Annotated in this window: 21 protein-coding genes; 12 read left to right on the forward strand and 9 right to left on the reverse strand. The window is 69.1% G+C overall.

All coding sequences use genetic code 11. The annotated features are described in order from the left end of the window. The 4 genes from AC1DTF_RS28510 to car form a co-directional block, all read left to right on the forward strand. On the forward strand, positions 1-771 hold a 771-nt coding region (locus AC1DTF_RS28510), incomplete at its 5' end, for a cytochrome P450 (RefSeq protein ID WP_477476486.1). Then, positions 768-1841 (forward strand): phosphotransferase, encoded by a 1074-nt coding sequence (locus tag AC1DTF_RS28515; protein ID WP_477476487.1) that lies wholly within the window; start codon positions 768-770, stop codon positions 1839-1841. The genes AC1DTF_RS28510 and AC1DTF_RS28515, both read left to right, overlap by 4 nt. Positions 1842-1871: 30 nt before the next feature. After that, on the forward strand, positions 1872-2759 hold the full coding sequence (locus AC1DTF_RS28520; protein WP_477476488.1) for a DMT family transporter: 888 nt from the start codon (positions 1872-1874) through the stop codon (positions 2757-2759). A gap of 167 nt (positions 2760-2926) precedes the next feature. Continuing rightward, positions 2927-6385, forward strand: a complete 3459-nt coding sequence (car, locus tag AC1DTF_RS28525) for a carboxylic acid reductase (RefSeq protein WP_477476489.1) — start codon at positions 2927-2929, stop codon at positions 6383-6385. Positions 6386-6444: 59 nt separating this feature from the next. Here the strand turns inward: car and AC1DTF_RS28530 are convergent, their stop codons facing one another. Next, positions 6445-6744: a hypothetical protein gene (locus AC1DTF_RS28530; RefSeq protein ID WP_057168151.1), complete on the reverse strand. Its 300-nt coding sequence runs from the start codon at positions 6742-6744 to the stop codon at positions 6445-6447. 47 nt (positions 6745-6791) lie between these two features. Continuing rightward, complete coding sequence (locus AC1DTF_RS28535) at positions 6792-7199, reverse strand: TIGR03668 family PPOX class F420-dependent oxidoreductase (RefSeq protein WP_057168152.1); 408 nt, start codon at positions 7197-7199, stop codon at positions 6792-6794. 114 nt (positions 7200-7313) lie between these two features. Here AC1DTF_RS28535 and AC1DTF_RS28540 point away from each other — a divergent pair, with 114 nt between their 5' ends. Genes AC1DTF_RS28540 through AC1DTF_RS28555 form a run of 4 tightly spaced genes read left to right on the forward strand, consistent with a single transcriptional unit; the run spans position 7314 to position 11111 of the window. Continuing rightward, a complete protein-coding gene (locus tag AC1DTF_RS28540; protein ID WP_477476490.1) occupies positions 7314-8426 on the forward strand; it encodes an ABC transporter substrate-binding protein in 1113 nt (370 codons plus the stop codon). Between the two features lie 2 nt (positions 8427-8428). Next, on the forward strand, positions 8429-9271 hold the full coding sequence (locus tag AC1DTF_RS28545) for an ABC transporter permease (protein WP_477476491.1): 843 nt from the start codon (positions 8429-8431) through the stop codon (positions 9269-9271). Next, positions 9268-10059 (forward strand): ABC transporter permease, encoded by a 792-nt coding sequence (locus tag AC1DTF_RS28550; protein ID WP_477476492.1) that lies wholly within the window; start codon positions 9268-9270, stop codon positions 10057-10059. The genes AC1DTF_RS28545 and AC1DTF_RS28550 overlap by 4 nt, the downstream gene beginning before the upstream one ends. Further along, complete coding sequence (locus tag AC1DTF_RS28555) at positions 10056-11111, forward strand: ABC transporter ATP-binding protein (RefSeq protein WP_477476493.1); 1056 nt, start codon at positions 10056-10058, stop codon at positions 11109-11111. The genes AC1DTF_RS28550 and AC1DTF_RS28555 overlap by 4 nt, the downstream gene beginning before the upstream one ends. Positions 11112-11197: 86 nt before the next feature. Here AC1DTF_RS28555 and AC1DTF_RS28560 read toward each other — a convergent pair whose 3' ends face one another. Then, positions 11198-11764 (reverse strand): orotate phosphoribosyltransferase, encoded by a 567-nt coding sequence (locus tag AC1DTF_RS28560; protein ID WP_082614229.1) that lies wholly within the window; start codon positions 11762-11764, stop codon positions 11198-11200. 32 nt (positions 11765-11796) lie between these two features. Next, complete coding sequence (locus tag AC1DTF_RS28565) at positions 11797-12600, reverse strand: HugZ family pyridoxamine 5'-phosphate oxidase (protein WP_477476494.1); 804 nt, start codon at positions 12598-12600, stop codon at positions 11797-11799. A 70-nt stretch (positions 12601-12670) separates the two neighbouring features. Here AC1DTF_RS28565 and AC1DTF_RS28570 point away from each other — a divergent pair, with 70 nt between their 5' ends. Continuing rightward, the gene (locus tag AC1DTF_RS28570; protein WP_477476495.1) at positions 12671-13909 is read left to right on the forward strand and encodes a maltokinase N-terminal cap-like domain-containing protein; all 1239 of its coding nucleotides are present in this window, start codon (positions 12671-12673) and stop codon (positions 13907-13909) included. Between the two features lie 24 nt (positions 13910-13933). Here the strand turns inward: AC1DTF_RS28570 and AC1DTF_RS28575 are convergent, their stop codons facing one another. From AC1DTF_RS28575 to AC1DTF_RS28585, 3 genes are read right to left on the reverse strand one after another with little or no spacing between them, the layout of a single operon-like run. After that, positions 13934-14686, reverse strand: coding sequence for an ABC transporter permease (locus AC1DTF_RS28575; RefSeq protein WP_082614235.1), 753 nt, complete (start codon positions 14684-14686; stop codon positions 13934-13936). 52 nt (positions 14687-14738) lie between these two features. Further along, positions 14739-15560 (reverse strand): ATP-binding cassette domain-containing protein, encoded by an 822-nt coding sequence (locus AC1DTF_RS28580; protein ID WP_057168158.1) that lies wholly within the window; start codon positions 15558-15560, stop codon positions 14739-14741. Next, the gene (locus AC1DTF_RS28585; protein WP_057168159.1) at positions 15557-16009 is read right to left on the reverse strand and encodes a MarR family winged helix-turn-helix transcriptional regulator; all 453 of its coding nucleotides are present in this window, start codon (positions 16007-16009) and stop codon (positions 15557-15559) included. Before AC1DTF_RS28585 ends, AC1DTF_RS28580 begins: the two co-directional genes overlap by 4 nt. A 52-nt stretch (positions 16010-16061) precedes the next feature. On the opposite strand from AC1DTF_RS28585, the gene AC1DTF_RS28590 reads away from it, so the two are divergent. From AC1DTF_RS28590 to AC1DTF_RS28600, 3 genes are read left to right on the forward strand one after another with little or no spacing between them, the layout of a single operon-like run. After that, positions 16062-16862, forward strand: coding sequence for an enoyl-CoA hydratase/isomerase family protein (locus AC1DTF_RS28590; protein WP_057168160.1), 801 nt, complete (start codon positions 16062-16064; stop codon positions 16860-16862). A gap of 14 nt (positions 16863-16876) precedes the next feature. Further along, the gene (locus AC1DTF_RS28595) at positions 16877-18364 is read left to right on the forward strand and encodes a SulP family inorganic anion transporter (protein ID WP_477476496.1); all 1488 of its coding nucleotides are present in this window, start codon (positions 16877-16879) and stop codon (positions 18362-18364) included. Position 18365: 1 nt separating this feature from the next. Beyond that, positions 18366-18773 carry a MerR family transcriptional regulator gene (locus tag AC1DTF_RS28600; protein ID WP_477476497.1) on the forward strand — a complete coding sequence of 136 codons (408 nt, stop codon included), beginning with the start codon at positions 18366-18368 and terminating at the stop codon, positions 18771-18773. Here AC1DTF_RS28600 and AC1DTF_RS28605 read toward each other — a convergent pair. Further along, the gene (locus AC1DTF_RS28605) at positions 18763-19314 is read right to left on the reverse strand and encodes an isochorismatase family protein (protein WP_477476498.1); all 552 of its coding nucleotides are present in this window, start codon (positions 19312-19314) and stop codon (positions 18763-18765) included. The two genes, AC1DTF_RS28600 and AC1DTF_RS28605, sit on opposite strands and share 11 nt — an antisense overlap. Positions 19315-19332: 18 nt before the next feature. After that, the coding region (locus AC1DTF_RS28610; protein ID WP_477476499.1) for a hypothetical protein at positions 19333-20590 on the reverse strand (1258 nt) is incomplete at its 5' end.

Genomic DNA, 20590 nt, shown 5'->3' on the forward strand with positions numbered 1-20590 from the left:
CAGGTGATCAGCACCCTGCTCGGCATCCCCGAGGACGACCAGGAGATGATCCGCGACCACGGCAACGACCAGATGCGCACCGAGGCCGGTAAACCCATGAAGGCCGCCTCGGAGGGCATGATCGACGGCTCGATCTTCGAGACCTACATCGACTGGCGCAAGGACAACCCGTCCGACGACATCATGACCGACCTGCTCAACGTCGAGTTCACCGACGAGCAGGGCGTGACCCGGCACCTCACCCGCGAAGAGCTGCTCATCTACATCAACGTGGTCGCCGGCGCCGGCAACGAGACCACCACCCGGCTGATCGGCTGGGCGGCCAAGGTGCTCGCCGAGCATCCCGACCAGCGTCGTCAGCTCGTCGAAAACCCGGGGCTGATCCCGCAGGCGATCGAGGAACTGCTGCGCTTCGAACCGCCCGCCCCGCACGTGGCGCGCTACGTCACCCGCGACGTCGAGTACTACGGCCAGACGGTGCCCGAGGGCGCCTCGATGATGATGCTGATCGGCTCGGCCGTGCGCGACAGCCGCCAGTTCCCGCCCGACGGCGAGGTTTTCGACATCCACCGCGAACAGCGCCAGCACCTCGCGTTCAGCGTCGGCACGCACTTCTGCCTGGGCTCGGCGCTGGCGCGCCTGGAGGGCCGGATCGCGCTGGAGGAGATGCTCAAGCGGTTCCCCGAGTGGGAGGTCGATCTGCCCAACGCCACGCTGTCGCCGACCTCGACGGTGCGCGGCTGGGATTCGATGCCGGCGTTCATTCCGTGAGCGACGGTCTGACGGTCCCCGCGTCGTGGGAGGACGTCACCCCCGCGTGGCTGACCGCGGCCCTGGCCCGTGATTTCCCGGGCGCGGTGGTCGGTGAGGTGACCGTGCAGATGCGCGATGACGGCACCAACCGGCGGGCGCGCCTCGGCGTCCGCTACGCCGAGGGCGCGGGGCCGGGGACAGTGTTCGTCAAGGCCGTCGACCCCGGCCACAAGGAGATGATCAAGTACACCAGCGGGCTGCTGCACGAGCCACGCCTGTTCAACGCCGCCGTGGGATTGCCGCTGGAACATCCCGCGGTCTACGCGGCGCCGATCGACGAGGCGGCCGAGGACTTCATGCTGGTCATGGAGGATCTGACCGCCCGGAGTGCCGACCCGCGCGATGCCACCCGGCCGCTCACGGTCGATCAGGCCGCGAGCGGGGTGCGCGGCCTCGCTCGTCTGCACGGCGCGTTCTGGGGTGAGCGGCTGGCCCGGCCCGGGCTGGAGTGGCTGGAACCGTTCGTGCCGTGGGACGGGATGCAGTACGCGCCGCTGCCCGCGGCGCTGGAGCGGCTCGGCGATGACGCGCCGGCCTCGGTGCAGGCACTGACCATCGATCACCTGGTGGAGGGCATCTGGAAGCCCTTCATCCGGACGTTGACCGCGCCGGGCGTGCCCACCACCCTGCTGCACGGTGACCCGCACATCGGGAACACCTACCTGACCCCGGGCGGCGATACCGGGTTCCTGGACTGGCAGGTCGCCCGGCGCGGGAACTTCTCCGTCGACCTCGGCTACTTCCTGCAGGGTGCGCTGGTCACCGAGGACCGCCGCATCCATGAGCGTGAGCTGCTCGGCGTGTACCGCGACAATCTGGGTCTGCCCGCCGACGAACTGCCGTCGGCGGAGGAGATCTGGCTGCGCTACCGGGCGTCGGTCGCGCACGGCCTGACCACCTGGCTGGCCACCGCCAGCGCGGGCGAGTTGTGGCAGCGCCCGGACATCGCGCTGGCATTGGCGCAGCGCTACAGCGCCGCCTACCAGGACCTGAACACCGCGGAGGCTCTGGCGGAATTGACCACCTAGTCTTGGTGGCGTGACGAGAGCGCTGCGACGGTGATCGATCAGCTGCTCGTCGTCGTCTTTGCACTGTGCGCAGCCATTTTCGCGGCCGTCGGCATCGTGGTGCGTCAGCACGCGACGATGGATGTGCCCGAGGAGGACGGCGTCAGCACCGTGATGCTGGCCACTCTGCTGCGCCGCCCGCTGTGGTGGGCCGGAACCGCCGCGGCGGTGGCCGGCTTCGTCTTCCAGGCCTTGGCACTGGACAACGGATCGCTGATCGTGGTGGCGCCCCTGCTGGTGTCGGCGCTGCTGTTCGCGCTGCCGCTGAGCGCCCGGCTGGCGCACCGCCGGGTCACCCGCGGCGCCTGGCTGTGGGCGATGCTGCTGACGGTGTCGCTGGCGATCTTCATCCTGCTCGCCCATCCCCGGGTCAGCGATCAGGTCGCGCCGGTGGCCACGATCGTCGTGGTCGCGGCGGTGTGCTCGGTGCTGGTCTTCGGCTGCGTGGTGATCGCGGTGCGCCGGTCGGGTTGGCAGCGTGCGGTGCCGCTGGCCGTCGCCGTCGGGGTGCTGTTCGGTCTGGTCGCGGTGCTCACCAAGATGCTGATGCACGAACTGGACCGCAATTCCGTGGCCGAGGTGTTGTCGACGCCGCTGCCGTACGCGCTGGTGCTGCTCGGCGTGCTCGCCACCCTGTTGCAGCAATCCGCCTTCCACGCCGGGTCGCTGCAGACGTCGGTGCCCACCATGCTGGTGATCGAACCGATGGCCGCCGTGCTGCTCGGTGTGTTCCTGCTCGGCGAGACGCTCACCGCGAACCGGTGGGAGGCCGTGGTGTTGACCTTCGCGGTGGTCGCCATGACCGCGGCCACCATCGCGCTCGGACGTGACGAAGGCGCCTACGAGGCCGAATTGGAAGCCACGTCACGCGCCGTCTGAGGACCGTTTTCACAGGGAATCGGCAGGTCGCAGGGTCTCGGGCATATCTTTAGTTTTGCTAACGTTGTAGGGGTTGGTCGGTGCGGACGACGAGGTCCCCGGAGCGATTTCCCGTCGCTCCGCTCGCCCTGGCCAACGAATAGCGATAGAGAACTGAAGGATTACTCATGCCCGACGAAAACTTTGAAGACCGCATCGCGCGGCTCTACGCCACCGACCCCGAGTTCGCCGCCGCCAAACCGAGCGCGTCGGTCAACGCCGCCGTCAGCGAACCCGGACTGACCCTTCCCGACGTCGTGCGCACCGTACTGACCGGCTACGCCGACCGGCCTGCGCTGGGCGCCCGCGCCGTCGAGTTCGTCACCGACGAGACCGGCCGCACCGTCGCCGAGCTGCAGCCGCGTTTCGAGACCGTCACCCACGGACAGCTGTGGGAGCGCGTGCGTACCCTCGCTGACGCCTGGCGCGGGGACCCGGTGAACCCCGGCGACCGGGTCGCCCTGCTCGGCTTCACCAGCGTCGACTACACCGTCGCCGATATCGCGCTGACTCAGCTCGGTGCCGTCTCGGTGCCGCTGCAGACCAGCGCATCGGCCGCTGCCCTCGCCCCGATCATCGCCGAGACCGAACCGGTGCTCATCGCGTCGAGCATCGACTATCTCGATGACGCCGTGGAACTGGCGCTCGGATCGGGTGCCACCCGCCTCACGGTGTTCGACTACCGGCCCCAGGTCGACGACCAGCGCGATGCGCTCGCCGCCGCGACGGCCCGGCTCGGTGACGGGATCACCCTGGAGACCCTCCAAGATGCGCTGGCCCGCCCGGCCTCCACCATCGAACCCGTTGCCGCGCAGGAGGAATCAGACCCGCTGTCGCTGTTGATCTACACCTCCGGGAGCACCGGAGCGCCCAAGGGTGCGATGTACCCGGCGAGCAAGGTCGCCGACATCTGGCGGCCGGCGGCCAACGCCCACTGGGACGACAGCCAGGGCGTGGTGCCCTCCATCGTGCTGAGCTTCATGCCGATGAGCCACGTGATGGGCCGCGGCATCCTCTACAGCGCGCTGGCCAGTGGCGGTTCGGTGAACTTCGCCGCCCGCGCCGACCTGTCCACCTTCCTGGAAGACCTGGCCCTCACCCGGCCCACCCAGATGAACTTCGTGCCGCGTATCTGGGACATGCTGTTCGGCGAGTACCAGAGCCGGATCGCGCACGGCGCAGAAGAATCCGCGCTGCTGGCCGACATGCGGGAGAACCTGCTGGGCGGACGTTTCGTCAGTGCGCTCACCGGGTCGGCGCCCATCTCGCCCGAACTCAAGGCGTGGGTGGAGAAGCTGCTGGACATGCACCTGCTGGAGGGCTACGGCTCCACCGAGGCGGGCGCGGTGTTCGTGGACGGCAAGATCGCCCGGCCGCCGGTGCTGGAGTACAAGCTCGTGGACGTGCCCGAACTGGGCTACCACCTCACCGACCGGCCGCATCCGCGCGGCGAGCTGCTGGTGCGGTCCGAGCAGCTGTTCCCCGGCTACTACAAGCGCCCCGAGGTCACCGCGCAGGTCTTCGACCAGGACGGCTTCTACCGGACCGGCGATATCGTCGCCGAACTCGGCCCCGATCAGGTCGCCTATGTCGACCGGCGCAACAACGTGCTCAAACTCTCCCAGGGTGAGTTCGTCACGGTGTCCAAGCTGGAGGCCGCCTTCAACACCGCACCGCTGGTGCGCCAGATCTACATCTATGGCAACAGCGCCCGGCCCTACCTGCTGGCCGTGGTGGTGCCCACCGACAGCGGCGCCACCAAGGCGGACATCGCCGCCTCGCTGAAGGACGCCGCGCGCGCCGCGGATCTGCAGTCCTACGAGCTGCCAAGGGATTTCCTGATCGAGACGACCCCGTTCACCGTGGAGAACGGGCTGCTCACCGGCATCCGGAAGCTGGCTTGGCCCAAGCTCAAGGAGCGCTACGGCGCGGAGCTGGAGCAGCTCTACACCGACCTGGCCGACGGCCAGGCCCAGGAGCTGCAGGCGCTGCGCACCGCGGGGTCCACCGGACCGGTGCTCGACACCGTCAGCCGCGCCGCCGTCGCACTGCTGGGAGCGGCCAGCGCCGATATCGCACCCGATGTGCACTTCACCGATCTGGGTGGAGACTCGTTGTCGGCGTTGACCTTCGGCAACCTGCTACAGGACATCTTCGACGTCGAGGTCCCGGTTTCGGTGATCGTGAGCCCGGCCTCGGATCTGCAGACCATTGCCGATCACATCGAGACCCAGCGTGCCGGCGGCACCGGGCGCCCGACGTTCGCGTCCGTCCACGGTGCCGGAGCCACCGAGGTGCACGCCGCCGATCTCACCCTGGACAAGTTCCTCGACGCCGCGACTCTGGCTGCGGCGCCGTCTCTTCCGGGCCCCGTGAGCGAGATCCGGACCGTGCTGCTGACCGGCGCCACCGGCTTCCTGGGCCGCTACCTGGCACTGGAGTGGCTGGAGCGGATGGACCTGGTGGACGGCAAGGTGATCTGCCTGGTCCGCGCCAAGTCTGACGAGGAGGCCCGGGCGCGGCTGGACAAAACCTTCCAGACCGGTGACCCGAAGTTGGTCGCGCACTACCGCGAACTGGCCGACCGTCACCTCGAGGTCATCGCGGGCGACAAGGGCGAGGCCGACCTCGGCCTGGACCCGGCGGTCTGGCAGCGCCTGGCCGACACCGTCGACCTCATCGTGGATCCGGCCGCACTGGTCAATCACGTGCTGCCCTACAGCGAGTTGTTCGGGCCCAACGCCCTCGGCACCGCCGAACTCATCCGGATCGCGCTGACCACCAGGATCAAGCCGTTCGCCTACGTGTCCACCATCGGTGTCGGCTGGGGTATCGAGCCCGGCAGCTTCGTCGAGGACGCCGATATCCGGACCATCTCCGCCACCCGGCGGGTCGACGACACCTACGCCAACGGCTATGGCACCAGTAAATGGGCCGGCGAGGTGCTGCTGCGCGAGGCGCACGACCTGACCGGACTGCCGGTGTCGGTGTTCCGCTGCGACATGATCCTGGCCGACACCACGTACGCCGGCCAGCTGAACCTGCCGGATATGTTCACCCGGATGATGCTCAGTCTGGTGGCCGCCGGTATCGCCCCCGGATCGTTCAATGAGCTTGACGCCGAAGGAAATCCGCAGCGCAGCCACTATGACGGTCTGCCGGTGGAGTTCATCGCCGAAGCGATCTCGACGCTGGGCACCCAGGTGGCGCTGGAGCCCGGGCGGTCATTCGAGACCTATCACGTGATGAACCCGTACGACGACGGCATCGGCATGGACACCTTCGTGGACTGGCTGGTCGAGGCCGGCTACCGGATCGAGCGGGTCGGCGACTACGCACAGTGGCTGTCCCGGTTCGAGACCGCGCTGCGGGCACTGCCGGACAAGCAGCGCCAGGCGTCGCTGCTGCCGTTGCTGCACAACTACACCGCACCGGGTGTGCCGGTGAACGGGGCGATGGCGCCGACCGATGTGTTCCGCACCGCCGTGCAGGACGCAAAGATCGGGCCGGACAAGGACATCCCGCACGTGAGCCGGGAGGTCATCGTCAAGTACGCGAGCGATCTGGAACTGCTCGGCCTGCTCTGACGCGCCACACGGGAATGGGGCACCTCCGACCGGGGGTGCCCCATTCTCGTTGTGCCGGATCAGTTCACGTCGACGTACACGGTCTGCCCGGCCAGCGCGTTGTAGACATAGTCGCGGTCCTCGTCGTCGACGATCCAGTTCTGCCTGAAGTTCTGGCCCTGCCGGATCCCGACCACGTTCGCCTCGGACAGCGGCCTGGCGCTCAGCCGGCTCACGATCACGCGGTAACCCTGGGCCCGCAGTTCGTCGATGGTCTGCTGGGCAGTGCCCGATATCTCGTCGGGTGTCGCGGCCGCCGGCGCGGCGAATCCCACGATGCCCGCGGACAAGCCGGCGGTGACCAATGTCAGTGTCTTCATGGCGCTGCCTCTTCTCTGCACACTGATCTTAGAGCCGGAACCGTGGTTCAGGCGTGCCAGGAGGCCCAGTGCGCCACGGCGATCGCCACCACCGGGCCGTCCAGTGCGGTCCGCTCGTACTGCACGTACTTGGCGCGCAGCAGGCCGTAACCGATGGCCATCTGCTCACCGTCGTGGTGCACGGTCGCCTCGCCGTCGGCCCGCACCCACCACAGTTGGTCCCAGTCCTCGCTGTAGTGGTCGACCAGCAGGCTCACCTGCGGGTTGGCCTCGATATTGGCCAGCCTTCGCAGACGTTGGGTGGACTTACGTTTCGCGTCGACGGCGGTGTAGACGGTGTCGCCCTCGACGGCGAAGACCACCGGCACCAGGTGCGGTGCGGCCTCGGCTCCCACCGTGGCGAGTGCGGCGACGGTGCCACTGGCGAACAGTTCGACGGCATCATGGTCGGGCACACCCCCGATGTTAGGCGTCGTCGACGGCAGGGTTGCCGGTAGCGTCGGATCCCGTTCACTGCGATGTCACCGACAGGTCACCGTCTGGCCGCCTGTCCATCGGAAGGTTCGGCAATGAAGAATTCGCTCCTGGGTCTGGCTGCCACCGCACTGCTGACCGCAGGCCTTGTCGCCTGCGCCCCACCGGCGAAGGAGGAGCAGGCCGCCGAAGGCGACGCCCGCACCGCCACCTCGGCGGCGGACTTCGGCGGGATGGACGCGCTGATCGAGGCCGCCAAGGCCGAAGGCGAACTCAACGTCATCGCGCTGCCGCCGGACTGGGCGAACTACGGCCAGATCATCGCGAAGTTCACCGAGAAGTACGGCATCACGGTGAACTCGGCGCAGCCGGGCGCCAGCAGCCAGGAGGAGATCAACGCCGCGGTCCAGCAGAAGGGCCGCAGCACCGCACCCGACGTCTTCGATCTGGGACAGTCCGTCGCGCTGGCCAACACCGAGATGTTCGCCCCGTACAAGGTCGAGCATTTCGCCGAGATCTCGGACTCCTTCAAGGACCCGGACGGCACCTGGGTCAACGATTACGGCGGTTACATGTCGATCGGCTACGACTCCGCCAAGGTGCCGACGATCGCGGGCGTGGATGACCTGCTCAAGCCCGAGTTCGCGGGCAAGGTCGCCCTCAACGGTGACCCGACCCAGTCCGGGGCGGCGTTCTCCGGGGTGATGATGGCGTCGATCGCCCGGGGTGGCTCACCCGATGACATCGCACCCGGCGTGGAGTTCTTCGCCACACTCAGCGAGGTGGGCAACTTCCTGCCGGTGGACCCGACACCGGCCACCATCGCCTCCGGCCAGACCCCGGTGGTCATCGACTGGGATTACCTGAATGTCGAACAGTCCAAGAAGGTTCCGGGCTGGAAGGTGATCATCCCGCACAACGCCGCCGTCGCCGGCTACTACTTCCAGGCCATCAACGCCGACGCGCCGCATCCGGCCGCGGCCCGGCTGTGGCAGGAGTTCCTGTACAGCGACGAGGGGCAGAACCTGTACCTGGGCGGGGGCGCCCGGCCGGTGCGGGCCGACTCGATGGTGACCCGGGGCAGCATCGACCGGGTGGTCTATGGCGGGCTGCCGCCGGTGGACGGCGCGGCGACCTTCGTCTCGGTGGAGCAGAACGAGGCCGCGACCAAGTATCTGGAAGCCAACTGGGCCAAGGCCATCGACTGATCGTGCGGTACGTCCGGCAGGCCCTGCCACTGCTGCCGTTCCTGGCGGTGGTGCTGGTTTTCCTCGTCATCCCGACCGGCACCGTGATCGTGAACGCCTTTGTGGTGGACGGCCGTTTCTCACTGGACCTGGTTGCCGCACTGTTCACCGAGGCGCCGCTGGCCGCCCTGGTACGCAGCGTGATCCTCTCGGCGAGCAGCGCGTTGATCGGCGCAGTGTTCGGTGCCGTGCTGGCCTGGTTGATCCTGAGCAGCCCACCGGCCTCCCTGCTGCGCCGGGCGGTCCTGTCGCTGGCCAGCGTGCTGGCCCAGTTCGGCGGTGTCGCACTCGCTTTCGCCTTCCTGGCGACGATCGGACTCAACGGTGTGCTCACCCTGTGGCTGCAGCAGTTGCTCGGTATCGATGTGGCCGCCGGCGGCTGGCTGTACAGCGTGGGTGGCCTGGTGCTGGTGTACACCTACTTCCAGGTCCCGCTCATGGTCATCGTGTTCCTGCCCGCGCTGGAGGGGCTCCGCGCGCAATGGCGGGAGGCGGCGGTGAGCCTGGGCGCGAGCACCTGGCAGTACTGGCGTGAGGTGGCGGTGCCGCTGTTGACACCGGCCTTCCTCGGGTCGCTGCTGCTGTTGTTCGCCAACGCCTTTGCCGCCTACGCCACCGCGGCGGCGTTGGTGAGCCAGGGCAGTCCCATTGTGCCGCTGCTCATCCGATCCGCGTTGACCAGCGAGGTGGTGCTGGGGCGCGCCGGTCTGGCGTATGCGCTGGCGCTGGAGATGATCGTCGTGGTGGCCGTGGTGATGGTTGCCTACAACCTGCTGGTGCGGCGCACGGCCCGGTGGCTGCGATGAAGCCGCTCCCGCCGGCGGGCAGGAGCGCAGCGACCCGGGGAATCAGATCAGCGCTGTGGCTGATGTTCGGAGCGTTCTTCCTCTTTCCGCTCTATGCCATGGGCGATTTCGCCACCCGTGATCTGCAGTCGGGTGGTCGCACCATGGCGGCGTGGGTCAACCTGTTGGCCGATGACGCGTTGTTCGCCGCGATCCTGACGTCGTTATCGCTCGCGGTGCTGACGGTGACGGCGATGTTGGCGCTGCTGGTGCCCACGATGATCTGGGTCCGGCTGCGTGCGCCGTGGGCGAGCAGGTTCATCGAGTTCCTCTGCCTGCTGCCGTTGACCATCCCGGCGCTGGTGGTCGTCGTCGGCCTGCGCAACGTCTACCTCTGGGTGACCTACCTGCTGGGCGAGTCGGCGCTGACGCTGGCTTTCGTCTATGTGGTGCTGGTGTTGCCCTTCGCCTACCGGGCGCTGGACGCCGCACTGTCGGCGATCGATCTGCGGACGCTGGCCGAGGCTGCCCGGTCGTTGGGCGCCGGGTGGGCGTCGACGATCGTGGCGGTGATCGTGCCCAACATCGCCGCGGGCATCCTGTCCGCGGCGTTCATCTCGATCGCGGTGGTGCTCGGTGAGTACACCGTGGCGTCACTGTCCGGATTCCAGACGCTGCCGGTGCAGATCGTGGAGATCGGCAAGAGTGACGGACCGACATCGGTGGCGGCCTCCCTGGCCACCCTGATCTTCGGGTTCATCCTGCTGTTGGTGTTGTCGATGGTGACCAGACGGAGGCGGCGCGCATGACTCGGGCGAGCGTGGCGACGGGGGATGGGCCAGGGGGAGTGGCCGTCGACCTGGTCGACCTGACCCGCAGTTACGGTGCGGTGCGCGCCCTGGACGGGCTGACGCTGCGGATCCAACCCGGCGAACTGGTGGCGCTGCTGGGCCCCTCGGGTTGCGGGAAGACCACCGCGCTGCGCATCCTGGCCGGTCTGGACGAGGCCGACGCGGGAACGGTGGCCATCGACGGCCGCGATATCGGCAAGGTGCCCGCCAACAGGCGCGATATCGGCCTGGTGTTCCAGGCCTACAGCCTGTTCCCACACCTGACGGTCCTCGACAATGTCGCGTTCGGACTCAAGATGCGGGGTGTGGGCCCGCGGGACCGCGCCGGCCGCGCCGCCGAGATGCTGGAGCTGGTGGGGCTGGCCGCGCAGTCGGCGCGCTATGCCGACGAGCTGTCCGGCGGGCAGCAGCAGCGGGTGGCGCTGGCCCGCGCGCTGGCGATCCGGCCGCGGGTGCTGCTGCTCGACGAACCGCTGTCGGCGCTCGACGCCCAGGTGCGCGGCCAGTTGCGGGACGAGATCCGCCGGGTGCAGCTGGAGGTGGGGACGACGACGCTGTTCGTGACCCACGACCAGGAGGAGGCGCTGGCGGTGGCCGACCGGGTCGGGGTGATGAACGCCGGACGCCTGGAGCAGATCGCGGCGCCTGCCGAGCTCTACACCCGGCCCGCGACACCGTTCGTGGCCGAATTCGTCGGCCTGCACAACCGGCTGCCTGCCCGGGTGGTCGACGGGCGCGTGCGGTTGTGGGATCAGCCGGTGGCGGCGCTGCCCGGATCGGTGGACGAGGGTGTCGCGCTGGTCCGGCCGGAGGCGATCCGGCTGACCGCCGATCCGGCGAGCACGGCGAGCGTGCAGTCGGTGGCCTTCCTGGGCGCGGTCTCCCGCGTCACGGTGGCCCTCGATGACGGCTCGTCGGTGCTCGCGCAGGTCAGCGGGCAGAACTTCGGGCCGGGGGACCGGGTCGCGCTCTCGGCGCACGCCGACGGCGTGCTCGTCGTCGGAGGGTAGTCAGCTCGGCGAAACACGCGTACCCGTCGTCGCGAGGCGCCAGATCGCGACCGGTACGCGAGTTTCGCGCGAAATGCGGAGGGAGCTCAGACGGCTTTGACCGGTTCGATGCCCAGGTCCTTGTAGGTGACCAGGGCGACGAACGGCACGCCCATGCCGCCGAACAGTTCGGCTGCGACATCGCCGCGGTCGACCATCGGGATGACCCCGGTGACCACGGCGCCGGCCGCGGTGACCCGGTCGTAGGCCTTGGCGGTGGAGCCCCCGGTGCTGATGACATCGTCGACCAGCAGGACCCGGGTGCCCGGCTCGATGCGGGTCCCCTCGATCCACTGCTCACGGCCCCGGGCCTTCTGCTCCTTGCGCACCGAGAACCACGCGGCGCCGGTCACCATGGCGACCCCGTGGGCCAGCGGGTCGGCGCCCATGGTGAGCCCGCCGACGGCGTCGAACTCGATGCCGCTGCCGGCGGCCAGGTCGGCGACGGCCCGGCTGACGGTGGTCAGGCGCTCGCCGTTGTCGATGGCGTACTTGCCATCGATGTAGTCATGGCTGAGCTGACCGCTGACGAGCTTGAACGGCTCCGCACGGTGCTCGTAACCGCGCGTCTTGATCAGCTCGAAAGCCGCTTGCCAGGTCTCCGGGCGCTGCATACCCGGAATCGTATTGCACATCGCGGGCGGTATCAGCCCTGCCGTGCCCTCCGGGTCAGTTCGACTGCCGCCGAGCGCAATCCATCGATGCCATTGATGGGCGCCAGATAACCGGCCCGGGTGTAGGCGATCCCGCGCGGGGTGGTGACCCGCAGGTCGAGCCCATACCGGTCGGCTGCGGTGCAGGTCGCGGCGGTGGCGTCGGGAAAACCGCCGAGCTTCTGGGCCATCGCGACCAGCGCGTCGGCGTGATCGGCATTGAGGTGGGCGACGGCCCCGGCGGAATGCGGCGCCACCGGGTCGGGCGCCGCGGCGGTGTACTCCGCACCCGATGTCGAGTCCATCCGGCCGTACCCGCCGACCCAGCGCACGCGCTGCACCTGCAGCACCCACAGGGTGAAGTCGCTGTAGTCGATGTAGTACTTGGCGGCGGGCACGGCGGCCAGATGCGCGGCCCGGGCGCCTTCCAAAGCGTCCCCGGTGGGCCGCACGACCGTGCCGGCCAGCGTGACGCGGCCGGAGGCCAACGGGTCATCCGGGGCATCGGGGGCGACGATCGCGATGCTCGCGCGCTGATCGCCCGCCAGGTTGCGGCCGTGCTCGGCCATGTTGGAGACACACAGCACCGGGGCGCCGTCGTGCAGGCCGTAGGTCACGAAGGATGCCCAGGGGTCGCCGTCGGCGGTCAGGGTGGCCAGCGTGCCGGTGTTGGTGGCCGCGGCGATGGTGCGTGCCTCCTCGGCGGCCGACGGGCGCGTCATGTCCGCCGCCGGGGTCAGCGGTGGCGGCACCGACGGAGCGTCGCCGGGGTCACCGTGATCTCGCAATTCAGCCACGTCGGCACTGTAACCGAGCCGAGGCCACGTGTACGAGCGCGCGCAGTCGGGTACGGGAAGGATCATGACCATGAATCTGCCCTTTGATCGCTGGCTGCCCGCGCAGCGCTGGTACTCGGGCCGAGGACGGGTGATCGCGGAGGTCCGCCCCGCCGTGGTGGAGGCGCTGGGTTCCGACCTGGACCTGGTGCTGTTGGAGGTCGCCTACACCGACGGCCCGGCCGAGGGCTACCAGGTGCTGGTGCGCTGGGACACCGGCGCGGAGTCGGCGCTGATCGGCACCGACGGGGACCGTTCGGCGTTCGACGCGCTGTCCGACCCGGAGGCCACCGGCGCGCTGCTGTCGTTCATCGAGGCCTCCAAGCAGATCGGGCCGGTCCGGTTCATCCGCGAGCCGGGCGCGGATCTGGGCCCGGGCACCCCGGTGCGGGTGCTCGGCGGCGAACAGTCCAACACCAGCGTGGTGTTCGGTGCGCAGACCATCTTCAAGGTGTTCCGCCGGGTCACGCCGGGGATCAACCCCGATATCGAGCTGACCCGCGCGCTCGCCGGCAACCCGTACGTCACGGCGCTGCTCGGATCGTATGAGATCGATTGGGGCGCAGAGCAGTACATGCTCGGTATGGCCAGCGCGTTCGCGCCGAACTCGGTGGACGGCTGGCAGGTGGCGATCACCGGCGCCGGCGACGACTTCGCCGGAGAGTCCCGCGAACTCGGTGCGGCCGTCGGCTCGGTGCACCGTGCGCTCGCCGAGGCCCTGGGCACGCGGGTCGGCGCCTTCCCGGCGCAGACCATGATCGACCGGTTGCGCGCCGTTGCGGCGCGGGTCCCCGAACTGGGCGACCACGTTCCGGCGATCGAGCGGCACTACCGCGCGGTGGCCGAGGAATCCTCGACCGAACACCGCATCCACGGCGACCTGCACCTCGGGCAGGTGCTGCACACCCCGCAGGGCTGGCTGGTCATCGACTTCGAGGGCGAGCCGGGGCAACCGCTGGAGGAGCGGCGGCGTCCCGATTCGCCGCTGCGCGATGTCGCGGGCATGCTGCGGTCCTACGACTACGCCGCGCATCAGCGGCTGCTGAGCACCGGCGGCGACGAGGGCGCGGCGCGGCGGTGGGCCGAGGACAACTGCGCGGCGTTCTGTGCGGGCTATGCCGCGGTCAGCGATACCGACCCGCGTGGCGCCGCCGACGTGCTGCGCGCCTATGAACTGGACAAGGCCGTCTACGAGGCGGGCTATGAGGCCCGCTACCGGCCGGACTGGCTGCCGATTCCGTTGCGCGCCATCGAGCGTCTGGTCGGCTAGGAGCGCAGCGGATCAGGAATGTGGTCAGCGGACCAGTCTGCGCAGCAGCGCCGCGGCCGTCACCACACCGAGCACCGCCGCCACGACGAGCACCGTGATGTCCAGGGCGGCGTTGGTGGGGGTACCGATCAGCAGGCCGCGCAGCGCATTCACCTCGTAGCTCAGCGGGTTGATCGCCGACAGCCAGCGCAGCCACTGCGGCATCAGCTCCACCGGGTACAGCGCGTTGGAGGCGAAGAACAACGGCATGGTGATGGCCTGCCCGATGCCCATCAACCGGTCGCGGTTGCGCACCAGGCCGGCCAGCGACATCGACAGGCAGGCGAAGAACGCGGAACCGAGCACCACCACGCCCATCGCCCCGAGGATCCGCAGCGGGTTCACGGTCATGTGCACGCCCAGCAGATAGGCCAGCGCGACGACACCGATGACCTGAACGACCGAACGTACGCCCGCCGCAAAGGCTTTGCCGGTGATCAGCGCGGTGGGCGGGGCGGGTGTCACCATCAGTTTGGCCAGGATCCCGGCGTCCCGGTCCCAGATGATCTGGATGCCGTAGAAGATCGAGATGAACAGTGCGGACTGCGCGATGATCCCCGGTGCGAGGAACGCGAGGTAGGGCACGTCGCCGGTGTCGATCACGTCGAGTCGGGAGAAGGTCTGGCCGAAGATCAGCAGCCACAGCGCGGGCTGCACCATCCGGGTGAACAACTCGGTGCGGTCATGTCGCAGCTTCTGCAACTCGACGAGCGCGAAAGCGCCGATGCGGTTGGCGATTCCGGGAAACCGCCGCCAGCCGCGGGGCGCCCGGACCAGGGTGATGGTGGTGTCAGCCGACACGGCGGGCCGTCCTTCGTGCGGCGCGGACCTGGCGCAGGCCCGCGGGGGTGGACTCGTCGAGATCGGAACCGGCGTAGTGGCGGAACACATCCTCCAGCGTCGCCTCCGGGCCGGCTTCGTCCTTGAGGCCGGCCTTGAGTTCGGCCGGCGTGCCCTGCGTCTGCAGTTCGCCGTGGTGCATCAGCGCCACCCGGTCACACAGCGCGTCGGCCTCACCCATGTAGTGCGTGGTCAGCAGCACGGCCATGCCGAACTCCTTCTGCATGCGGTCGACCTGGTCCCAGACGCTGTCGCGGGCAATGGGATCCAGGCCGACGGTGGGTTCGTCGAGCAACAGCAGGGATGGCCGGTTGACCAGGGCCTGGGCCAGCTCCAGACGGCGCACCATGCCGCCGGAGTAGGTGCCCGCCGCATTGTCGGCGACGTCGGAGAGTTGCATGGAGTCCAGCGCCTGGGCGACCCGGTCGGCGCGTTCGCGGCGCGGCACATCGTAGAGCCGGGCGAACAATTCGACATTCTGCCGCCCGGTCAGCGCCGCCTCGATGGAAAGCTGTTGCGGGACATAGCCGATGTTGTACCGGATGTCCATGGTGTCGCGCCGGGCGTCGAGGCCGAAGATGCGCACCTCGCCCTGCTGTACCGGGGTGAGGGTGGTGAGCACCCGGATGACGGTGGTCTTGCCCGCGCCGTTGGGGCCGAGCAGGCCGACGGTCTCGCCGGCCGCCACCTGGAGGTCGAGGCCGGACACCGCGGTGAACTTGCCGTAGCGATGGGACAGGCCACGGCAGTCGATGGCCGGTGGCTGGGTCATTGCTGGTCCTCCTGCAGAAGTCGGGTCAGCTCGGCGATGACGGCCAACCCCTTTGTCAGATCGTCGATCTGGGTATCCTCGAGTGCTTCCAGGGCGCCGGCCAGTGCGGTGCGCCGGGCCCGCCGCGAGCGGTCCGCGACCTCCTGCGCCGCGTCGGTGAGGCGCAGCCGGCCCACCCGGCGGTCGGTGCTGTCGACGGTGCGGGTCAGCAGATCGTCGGCGGCCAGCCGGGACACCAGGGTGGAGGCGGTGTTGGCGGCCAGTCCGAGTTCGGCGGCCGCCTCGCGGACCGAGATGTCGGGCCGGCGGCCGACGAGCCGCAGCAGTTCGGCCTGGGACTGCGTGAGTCCGGTGCGATCGAACCCGCCGCCGGTGGACCGCCGCAGCTGTCGCCGGAACCGGCCGACCACGGCGAACAGTTCGCCGGCCAGATCGCTGCGCGTGTCCACCCACAAAGGGTACCTCTGCTACAGATATATTAATCGCGCGGAAGGAGTGCCAGTGCTGCCCGAATACCGAACGCTGCTGACCGCCGTGCACGCCGGAGTCGCCACCGTCACGCTGAACCGGCCCGCACAGCGCAATGCCGTCGGCGACGGCATGCGCGAGGAACTGGCCGATGCRCTGACGCGGTGCGATGCGGCCGATGAGATCCGCGCCATCGTRCTGACCGGCACCCCGCCGGCGTTCTGCGCGGGCGCTGATCTGAGTGCTGGTGCGCAGACCTTCACCACCCCCGGTGCAGGGTTCAGCGCTGCCGGCTTCCCGGTGCCGGCGTGGACGCTGGCCAAACCGGTGATCGCCGCGGTGAACGGACATGCCCTCGGGCTCGGCCTGACGCTGGCGCTGCAATGCGATATCCGGTTCTTCGCCGCCGACGCCACGTACGGCGTCGTACAGGTGCGGCGCGGCGTGGTCGGCGACGCCTACTCGCACTGGGTGCTCCCGCGGCTGGTGGGCATTGCGGCGGCGGCCGAGATCCTGTTGACCGGAGCGACGTTCGACGGCCACCGGGCGGTGGCGCTCGGCCTGGGCAGCCGGGTCCTGCCCGCCGCCGACGTGCTGCCCGCGGCGCTGGCGGTCGCCCGCGACATCGCCGAGAACACCGCGCCGATGTCGGTGGCGGCCAGCAAGCGGCTGCTCTGGGATTCGTTCGACCTCACCCGCGAACAGGTCGGGGCGCGTGAGACCGCGATCCACCTGCAGCTGATGGCCCACGACGACGCCGCCGAGGGGGTGCGGGCACAGCTGGAGCGCCGTGCCCCGCGCTGGACCGGGAAACCCGGGCAACTCTCCAGTTAGGGTAGAGTCCGCCGGTGCTCACAACCCCGCAGCAGGAGCAGTCCGTGCTCGCCGCCCTGCGCTCACCACGACGATTGCGCACCGAGGTGCTCGCCGGGCTGGTGGTGGCGCTCGCCCTGATCCCGGAGGCGATCTCGTTCTCGATCATCGCCGGCGTCGATCCGCGGGTCGGGTTGTTCGCCTCGTTCACCATGGCCGTCACCATCGCCGTCGTCGGCGGCAGGCCCGCGATGATCAGCGCCGCCACCGGCGCCGTCGCGCTCGTCGTCGCGCCGCTGGTCCGAAGCCACGGCCTCGATTACCTGATCGCGGCGGTGATCCTGGCCGGGGTCCTGCAGCTGATCCTCGGCGGCCTCGGTGTGGCCCGGCTGATGCGGTTCGTGCCGCGCAGCGTGATGGTGGGCTTCGTCAACGCGCTGGCGATCCTGATCTTCGTCTCCCAGATGCCGCACCTGCTGGGTGTCCCGTGGCTGGTGTACCCGATGGTCGCCGCCGGCATCGTGCTGATGGTCGTGCTGCCCAAGGTCACCACGGTGATACCGGCGCCCTTGGTGGCGATCGTGGTGTTGACCGCCGCCACGATCGGATGGGGTTGGGCCGTACCCGATGTCGGTGACGAGGGGCAGCTGCCGTCAAGCCTGCCGACCCTGCTCCTCCCGGATGTGCCCTGGACCTGGCAGACGCTGGGCGTCATCGCCCCCTACGCGCTGACAATGGCCATCGTGGGACTCCTGGAATCGCTGATGACCGCGAAACTGGTCGACGACATCACCGACACCCACTCCGACAAGTCCCGCGAGGCGGCCGGCCAGGGTGTCGCCAACATCGTCACCGGGTTCTTCGGCGGGATGGGCGGCTGCGCGATGATCGGCCAGACCATGATCAACGTCAAGGTCTCCGGCGCCCGCACCCGGATCTCGACGTTCCTGGCCGGGGCGTTCCTGCTCGGACTGGTGGTGGGGCTGGGCGACCTGGTCGCGCAGATACCGATGGCCGCCCTGGTCGCCGTCATGATCATGGTGTCGGTGGCGACCCTGGACTGGCACAGCATCCACCCGAAGACGTTGCGCCRCATGCCCAAGAGTGAAACCGCGGTCATGCTGGCCACCGTCGCGGTCACGGTGGCCACCGACAACCTCGCCTACGGGGTGGCGGTCGGCACGCTGACCGCCATGGTGTTGTTCGCCCGCCGGGTCGCCCACCTGACCGAGGTCGTCGACATCGCGCACCCGGACGACGACTCCCGGGTCTACGCGGTGCGGGGCGAATTGTTCTTCGCCTCCAGCAACGATCTGGTCTATCAGTTCGACTACGTCGGCGACCCCACCAACATCGTGATCGATATGAGTGAGGCCAATGTCTGGGACGCCTCGACCGTGGCGAGCCTGGACGCGATCACGACCAAATATGCGGCAAAGGGCAAGAAAGTCAGCATCATCGGGATGAACGAGCAGAGTGCGCAGCGTCACGCCCGGCTCAGTGGCCGGCTGGAGGGACAATAGGATGGACGGCGACGCCGGTGATCGTGAACTGCTGCAGATCGGCGACGTGGCCGCCCGAACGGAACTGTCCATCAAGACGATTCGTCACTACGACGATGTCGGGCTGGTCACCCCGTCGGCCCGTTCGGCGGGCGGCTTCCGGCTGTACACCGCGGGCGACGTCGACCGGCTGCTCTCGATCCGGCGGATGAAGCCACTCGGCTTCACTCTCGAGGAGATGGGGGAGCTACTCGATGCCCTCGAGATCGTGCACCAGAGCGGATCAACCGGCGAGCGCCGCGCGCAGGCGCTGAGCCACCTCGCCGACTGCCACGAGCGCGCACAGCAGGCGTGCACCACGCTCAGCAGGCAACTCGCCTACGCCCGGGAACTCACCGCGCAACTGGCCGGCTACCGCGCTACTCGGTGACCTCGACGCCGCGCGCCCGCAGCAGCGCCACCGCCTCGGCCGTCGAGTCCGCGGCCACCCCGGCGCACAGCGGCAGCAGCACCCGGGTGCGCAAACCCGTGGCTGCGGCGTCCAGCGCCGTCGCCCGCACGCAATAGTCGGTGGCGATCCCCACCACGTCGACGGCGTCCACCCGGCGCTGGGCCAGCCAGTCCGTCAGGGTCGTGCCGTCGGCGTCGGTACCCTCGAAACCGCTGTAAGCGGCCGAGAACTCGCCCTTGGTGAACACCGCCTGCACGGCGGYGGGATCGAGGTCCTCGTGGAAATCCACCCCGGGTGTGCCCACCACGCAGTGCCGGGGCCAGGACACCCGGAAGTCGGGGGTGTCCGAGAAGTGCTCGCCCGGATCGATGTGGAAGTCCATGGTGGCGACCACGTGGTCGTAATCGTGTCCGCTCAGCAGTTCGGTGATGCTCCGGGCGACGGCGGCGCCGCCGTCAACCGCCAGGGACCCACCTTCGCAGAAGTCCTTCTGCACATCGACCACGATCAGCGCACGCATGGCTCAACCGTAGTCCCCTCACCCGCCGAAGAGCAGGTACAGCCCGGTGAATGTGTAGCCGACCATCACCAGCATCATCGCCAGCTGGCCGGTCATCTGATGGCCCTTGGGAAGCACCCGCAGCGCGCGGTCGTGCGCGGCGATGACGCCGGCGACATGCCCGAGGAGCACGAACCCGACCTTCAGTGAGGCCAGTACCGACGGGTGCATGGACAACAGGTAATACACCTGGGCGTCATGGGATCCCATCAGGGCGTGCACGGTCTGCTGGCCCTTCTCGATGAGATAGGTGAGGTAGTGGGCGAAGACATAGCCGATGACGATCGGGATCAGCGAGTGCGCCATCAGGCCGGGCAACGCGCGGCGGCCCTCACGGTCCACACCTCCGGTCGCCGCGGCGGCCAGGCTGAAGGTCACCGCCACCACCGCGATGAACACCAGCAGGCCGACGGTCTTGTATCCGCTTGCGCCCCAGGCGCTCGAGGTGTGGGAGTCCACGAAGTTCCGCCACGCGGGCATCGCCGAAAAACTGTCGAACGCGGTGGATCCCAGCAGCACGGCGAGCACCGTCACGGTGCCGGGACGCACCGGAAGCGTCAGCAGCTGGTTGAACGGATTGCCGATCGCGATGCGTCCGTCGGCGTTGCGGCGCCACGGTGCGCACCGGGAGGCGATCATGCTGTAGACCTCGAACGGGTCGGCATGTGCGCACCAGCGAGGTCCGCTCAGCAGCCCGCCCACGAGTGTCACCGCAAGGTAGATCAGCAGCCAGATCTCGACCGCGGTAAGCGATCCCGGATCTGGGCTGGCCAACTCGAGCCAGACGAAGGCGAACAATCCGGCGGCGGCCGGCCGGTAACCGAGCCGGCGCGGATAGCGATCGCGGGTGACGCGCAGCAGCCGCTGCACCGTGCGTACCGGCGATACCGCTCGCCACACCGGGCCCAGGAACAGCGACAGCGCCACCAGGCCGACCCACAACAGCACGTAGAAGACGCCGGGCAACGCATTGCGGGAATCCTGCGGTCCGGTGACGGCCGCGACGGCCACCCACCCGGTGAACGCCAGCCCGGCCGCGGCGACCAGCCACCGGGTCAGCGATGCGTCGACGACGGTGGTGACCCAGCCCGGGAGGGGACGGCCCGGCGTGTCGGGATCGAAACGTGGTGTGCGCCAGGCCAGCGCGACCACTGCGAAGGTGAAGGTCAACGTCCACGCGGCGCCGACCACCGCGTAGGTGAACGGAATGGGCAGATCGGCCGAGCCGCCCAGACCG

The organism is Mycobacterium sp. P4_H6 (assembly GCF_056400845.1).